Origin of the sequence: Rothia sp. HMSC073B08 (genome assembly GCF_001812975.1) — a bacterium.
Lineage (GTDB): Bacteria > Actinomycetota > Actinomycetes > Actinomycetales > Micrococcaceae > Rothia > Rothia mucilaginosa.
In genome coordinates this window covers 88,335-94,603 of record NZ_KV811044.1, presented here as the reverse complement: position 1 = coordinate 94,603, position 6,269 = coordinate 88,335, and the positions used below count along the sequence as shown (strand labels likewise).

Here is a 6,269-nt window from a genome sequence, read left to right as displayed (position 1 = left end):
TACTTCGTTGAAGTTTGCTCCTTGGGTGAACTTGACACCATTAAAAGCTGCATCCCTAATAAAGGTTGATTCGTTGAAATCTGCCTGACCATAGAAACTTGCGTAGGAGAAAATACCTTTTTCAATTGTGAGGTGATTGAGGGGGTAGAAAATGGGCGCCCGGCTGAAGTCGAATTCGAATTCGCTCCATGTACCCCGGCTAGGAATCATATCCCCCTTTTCGTTTTTGGTGAAAGTGCTGCTGCGTTTGCTCATTTCAACAAAAATGGCACGGCGTACGTCCTGTTCTTCGTGGAACTTTGCATAGTCCGCGGTGATATCTTGAAAATTGTTAAAGGTGCCAGATTCTTTAACACGTTCGCATAGAGCCCGTAGCTGTGGGGAATATTCTTCGGAAGAAAATTCAGCTTCATATTCCTGAAGCAGGTTAAAATCATTGTGAGCTTCATATGCTTCAATTTTTTCCGCAGTGAGGAAGGGTGAGCGAATGTAGGAACAGAGATTATTGATAATAATCTGTCCTTCTTTGATTCGAGTTTCTTCATCAATGTTGTCGTCATCTAGCCACTCGTCGACAAGGCCAACGAGAGCGTACACTCCACCAAGGCGCACAGGTGCATCATCGCTAGATAGTTTATCGACCGCTTTAATGTAGCGGTCGCGGCGGGCTGCATGAACCTCACGGATATGGTCCTGGCTATTCTTGCGGTTTGTTTCAATAAGACCCAAAACGGCGATAATGCCACCAGTAATATATAGAAGATGAAGTCTTAAATCAGAAGATGAATCTTTAGAAGATTGATTCTGTTGGTTTCCGGAACCTTGTCCATTCTGTGTAGGCTGTGTACTGCTCGTAGATTGCTGAGTATCGGTTTTAAACCATCCTGTATAGGAAGGAATGTAAAGGGCGGCAGTCCCTCCCAGAATTGCGAGAGCGGCAAGTGAAATAACAAAATATTTTCCCGTAAGGGCGGAAAAGAACTTTTGTATCACCCTAATAAGTGGAAAGAATGCAAAGAGTCCAAATAATAGCAATAGGAATACTGTCAGTGCGCTATTGAATGGTATTCCAAACTTTGAAAAATTAAAAATTTCTAATAAATCTGCAATTTGTCTATCACTTAAGGATTCTATATATGAGATAGTGAAAAATACGATAATTGGAATTAAAATTAATGCAATTATTTTATATATAAGGCACCTAATTGCTTGCTTGTCTCGTGAGGCACTTTTGGGTGACATGAGGGGGTCCTATCTGCTTCGAGAGGATATGGTCGTAACCAGCATACGGCAGGCGGGTAGCTTCAAGCCACAGGTGAGGGTTGGGGAATTGCGGGTTGGACAAGCGGAGATGCCTATATAGGGTGAGTGTTGGAGCTCTCAGGAAGATTCTCCATATATAAGAGGAATGATTCTCTGGAATCTCAAGGCGAGTGCTCATAGTTGAGACACCTGCACCAAGCGCACCCCTAGCAACGCTGCCAGAGGCCTAGCCTTCAGACCTAAAAATCGCGCCTAAAAATCACCTCGCACACCCTATATAAGATGCCCTTACACCACCTCCCGGCACCTCTGGCACCCCATTTTTCGGGTTTTCACCCCTTTTTTTAAAGATTTTTAAAAATTTTTTCGCCCCGCGCGCCCGGCAGTGTCCGCCGTGCGCTGAATCGCTGCGCGACACCCTCGCCAAGCCCAAAACCCCCGGAATTTCGCAGCAAAACCGCCCGTCCGTGCCTCGCCGCCACCCCAAAGACACCCGCAAAACACCCCTCCGGGACCCTAAAAAACCCGCCCCTCACGCCCCTCCACATAAAAAAGTTGAGTAAAGTTCGCTCAACTCTATTGACAGCCCCTCCGAGAGAGTGCATACTTGAGTACATGAGGCTCAAGGAGCCGCGCAGACCACCCCACACGGGGCGGCACGCGCAGCACCGACCGCCTCCACAACTTTCAAACTATCCCGCCTCGCATTAGAAGAAGCGGGGCACTAACACCTAAGGAGTGAATAAACATATGGCACGTGCAGTAGGTATTGACCTCGGTACCACCAACTCGGTCGTAGCAGCACTGGAAGGTGGCGACCCGGTCGTCATCGCTAACGCAGAGGGCACCCGCACCACCCCCTCCGTCGTCGCATTCTCCAAGGATGGCGAGGTTCTGGTTGGTAGCGTTGCAAAGCGTCAGGCAGTGACCAACGTCGACCGCACCATCTCCTCCGTCAAGCGCCACATGGGCACCGACTGGACCACCGAGATTGACGGCAAGAAGTACACCCCGCAGGAAATCTCCGCTCGTATCCTCATGAAGCTGAAGGGCGACGCAGAGGCATTCCTGAACGACAAGGTCACCGACGCCGTCATCACCGTCCCGGCATACTTCAACGACGCTGAGCGTCAGGCAACCAAGGAAGCCGGCGAGATTGCAGGCCTGAACGTCCTGCGTATCGTCAACGAGCCCACCGCCGCAGCACTGGCATACGGCCTGGACAAGGGCAAGGAAGACGAGCTCATCCTGGTCTTCGACCTCGGTGGCGGTACCTTCGACGTCTCCCTGCTGGAAGTCGGCAAGGACGACGATGGCTTCTCCACCATTCAGGTTCGCGCAACCAGCGGTGACAACCGCCTCGGTGGCGACGACTGGGACCAGCGCGTAGTCGAGTGGCTGCTCGCACAGGTGAAGGCAAACACCGGCGCAGACCTGTCCAAGGACAAGATCGCGCTGCAGCGTCTGCAGGAAGCAGCTGAGCAGGCTAAGAAGGAACTGTCCAGCGCAACCAGCACCAACATCTCCCTGCAGTACCTGTCCGTCACCCCCGAGGGCCCCATCCACCTGGATGAGAAGCTGACCCGCGCAAAGTTCGAGGAGCTGACCCGCGACCTGCTCGAGCGCACCAAGAAGCCCGTGCTCGACGTAATCAAGGAAGCTGGCGTGTCCATCTCCGAGATTTCCGAGGTTGTTCTGGTCGGTGGCTCCACCCGTATGCCCGCTGTTGCTGAGCTCGTCAAGGAGCTCACCGGTCGCGAGCCCAACAAGGGCGTGAACCCCGACGAGGTCGTGGCAATGGGTGCAGCACTGCAGGCAGGCGTTCTGAAGGGCGACCGTAAGGACGTTCTGCTGATCGACGTCACCCCCCTCTCCCTCGGTATCGAGACCAAGGGCGGCGTGATGACCAAGCTGATCGAGCGCAACACCGCAATCCCGACCAAGCGTTCCGAGACCTTCACCACCGCAGAGGACAACCAGCCCTCCGTGACCATTCAGGTCTTCCAGGGTGAGCGTGAGTTCACTCGCGACAACAAGAACCTGGGTACCTTCGAGCTGACCGGCATCGCCCCCGCACCCCGTGGCGTGCCCCAGATTGAGGTCACCTTCGACATCGACGCAAACGGTATCGTCCACGTCTCCGCAAAGGACAAGGGCACCGGTGTTGAGCAGTCCATGACCATCACCGGCGGCACCTCCCTCTCCAAGGACGACATCGACCGCATGGTCAAGGACGCAGAGGCACATGCAGAGCAGGACAAGGCACGTCGCGAGGCTGCTGACACCCGCAACGAAGCCGAGTCCGTCGCATACACCACTGAGAAGCTCCTGAAGGAGAACGGCGACAAGCTGCCCGAGAACGTCAAGACCGAGGTCCAGGGCGATGTCGACGAGCTGAAGAAGGCACTCGAGGGCGACGACGACGCAGCAGTGAAGTCCGCATTCGAGAAGCTGCAGGCATCCCGATCCAAGCTGGGCGAGGCACTCTACGCAGCAGCACAGGCTGAGGCATCCGAGTCCAAGCCCGCCGCTGATGAGGACGTTGTCGACGCCGAGGTTATCGACGAAGACGAGAAGAAGTAATCATGGCTGAGCAGGAAAACGTCACCCCCGACCCGCTGGAGGAGGCATTCAACGCCCCCGCAGCGGAAGGCCACCCCGAAGCTGAATCGGTCGAAAGCCCCGAGGAAGCTGCGGAAGCCGTCGAGGCTGAGCTCCAGGACGCCGTAGAAGCAGAATCTGCTGACGCGGCACTCGCCGCGGAGCGCCTGGACTCCCTGCTTCGCCTGCAGGCAGAGTTCACTAACTACAAGAACCGCACCGCTCGCGAAAAGGAGCAGTTGCGAGGCTTCGTAACCAGTGAACTGGTGACCGCACTGCTGCCGGTGCTCGATGATATCGACGCCGCACGCAAGCACGGTGACCTGCAGGAAGGCCCCTTCGCCTCCATCGCTACCAAGCTCGAAGAGCTGCTCGGCAAGCAGGGCGTGGAGCGTTTCGGTGAAGTAGGCGACGCCTTCGACCCGAACATCCACGAAGCTGTACTGCAGCAGCCCACCGACGAGGTAACTGAGGATCATGTCTCCATGGTTCTGCGTTACGGCTACCGCGTGAACGACCGTGTGGTTCGTACCGCTCAGGTGGCTGTGGCTGTCGCACCGTAAGGTGATCGGCTAAGCATTGGCTGAATAACTAACGACGGGCGGGTGCTCTCCCTGGTGGGGGAGTGCCCGCCCTGTTGTTTGCCTAAGCTGTTCTGCCGGGGTTGCTATACCGGCGTGTTGGCGCGGGTTTTGGCGAGCTGTGGTGGCGGCGAGAAGGCTTGTAGGGGTGCTATTTTTTTGGGCTCAGCCCTTTCAAAATTGAGTCAAGTAGACTAAACTTTTATATAGAGTATTAAGACAAGTACGCGGTGCCCCTGCAAGCCGTCCCGTAACCGAGGAGGGCGGCGCATCACCGCAGAAGGAGAAACACAACATGGCAAGTGAAAACTGGCTAACCGACGACTTCTATAAGGCACTGGGCGTTAGCGAAGACGCAAGCGAAAGCGACATCAAGAAGGCGTACCGCAAGCTCTCCCGCAAGTACCACCCGGACCTGAACCCCGGCGATGCCGCAGCAGAGAAGAAGTTCAAGGAAATCTCGGAAGCATACGACGTACTCTCCGACAAGAAGCAGCGCGAAGAGTACGACCAGATCCGCCGCTACGGCGCATCTGGCATGGGCGGCTTCGGCGGTGGCGGTTTCGGCGGTGGTAGCTACACCGGCTACCCCGGCGCGGACGCATTCGGCGGCTTCAGCAGCGGCGGCGCAGGCATCAACATTGACGACCTGCTCGGCGGCCTCTTCGGTGGTAGCGCCGGCGGTTCCCGACGCTCCGCAGGTTTCACCAGTGCCGACTTCGGCGGCATGGGTGGCGGCGGCTTCGGCGGTGCACAGCACGCAGCCCCCGAAGAGAGCAGCACCAGCACCCGCATCAGCCTCGCCCAGGCATACACCGGCGCGACCGTGACCGTGTTCCTGCCGGACGGCTCCCACACCGAGGCACGCATCCCCGCAGGCATTAAGGACGGCCAGAAGGTCCGCCTGCGCGGCAAGGGCCTGCGCGGCGGCGACCTGAAGGTCACCGTGCGCGTCTCCGATGACTCCGTGTACTCGCGCGAAGGCAACAACCTGATCCTGCGCGCACCCGTCACCCTCGCCGAGGCCGTCGACGGCGCAGTGATCGAGGTGCCCCTGCCCGACGCATCCACCGTGAAGCTGCGCCTGGCACCCGGTCAAGTTGGCCGCCGACTGCGCGCTAAGGGCCGTGGCTTCAAGGCTAAGGGCGGCGACGGCGACCTGCTGGTCATCCCGGAGATTGTTCTGCCCACCGAGTTGAGCGCAGAGGCGCAGGAAGCATTCGATAAGTTCGTAAAACTGGCACCGCAGGAGAACCCGCGTAAGGATCTGTTGAAGAAGGCGAAGTAAACCATGGCATCTCGAGAATCATCATCTAAGTCCCGTAGCGGCAAGCCGTTGCACAGCGTGGACCTGCCGGTTTTCGTGATTTCTGTGGCGGCTGAGCTGGCGGGCATGCACCCGCAGACCCTGCGCCAGTACGACCGTATTGGCCTGGTCCAGCCTTCGCGTGCGCCCGGTAAGGCGCGCCGCTATTCGCAGCGTGACGTGAACCGTCTGCAGCAGATTCAGCAACTCTCGCAGGAGGGCGTCTCCCTGGAGGGTATTCGCCGCATTATTGAGCTGGAGTCCCTCGTGGAGGAGCAGCAGGAGCAGATTGCGGCGCTACAGCGTCAGGTTGAGGATGCGAAGGTGAAGCTGGGCTTGGCGGAGCGCGTGTTCGCCGCCGGTACCAGTGGCGACGTGGTGCATATTGCCCGTGGTACCCGTCCGGCGCCTCGTCAGCGTTCTTCGGCTGTGGTGCTGTACCGTCAGCATCGCCAGCCGGCTACGGCGGATGATGCGAAGCCGCAGCGCTAAACCGACTAAACCCGCTACACTGGGAT

General features: G+C 57.2%; 5 protein-coding genes. 4 read left to right on the top strand and 1 reads right to left on the bottom strand.

Features of this window, described 5'->3' with window-relative positions; genetic code table 11:
* Positions 1 to 1,242 (bottom strand): pentapeptide repeat-containing protein (locus HMPREF2884_RS09075; protein ID WP_210398926.1); only part of this gene is annotated, 1,242 nt, incomplete at its 3' end.
* 771 nt (positions 1,243 to 2,013) lie between these two features.
* On the opposite strand from HMPREF2884_RS09075, the gene dnaK reads away from it, so the two are divergent.
* The 4 genes from dnaK (at position 2,014) to HMPREF2884_RS00375 (ending at position 6,243) form a co-directional block, all read left to right on the top strand.
* Complete coding sequence (gene dnaK, locus HMPREF2884_RS00390; RefSeq protein ID WP_070614741.1) at positions 2,014 to 3,846, top strand: molecular chaperone DnaK; 1,833 nt, start codon at positions 2,014 to 2,016, stop codon at positions 3,844 to 3,846.
* A 2-nt stretch (positions 3,847 to 3,848) separates the two neighbouring features.
* A complete protein-coding gene (locus HMPREF2884_RS00385; protein WP_070614739.1) occupies positions 3,849 to 4,427 on the top strand; it encodes a nucleotide exchange factor GrpE in 579 nt (192 codons plus the stop codon).
* Positions 4,428 to 4,740: 313 nt separating this feature from the next.
* Positions 4,741 to 5,733: a DnaJ domain-containing protein gene (locus tag HMPREF2884_RS00380; protein ID WP_070614737.1), complete on the top strand. Its 993-nt coding sequence runs from the start codon at positions 4,741 to 4,743 to the stop codon at positions 5,731 to 5,733.
* 3 nt (positions 5,734 to 5,736) lie between these two features.
* Positions 5,737 to 6,243 (top strand): heat shock protein transcriptional repressor HspR, encoded by a 507-nt coding sequence (locus HMPREF2884_RS00375; protein WP_070614735.1) that lies wholly within the window; start codon positions 5,737 to 5,739, stop codon positions 6,241 to 6,243.
* The last annotated feature ends 26 nt before the right edge of the window (positions 6,244 to 6,269 follow it).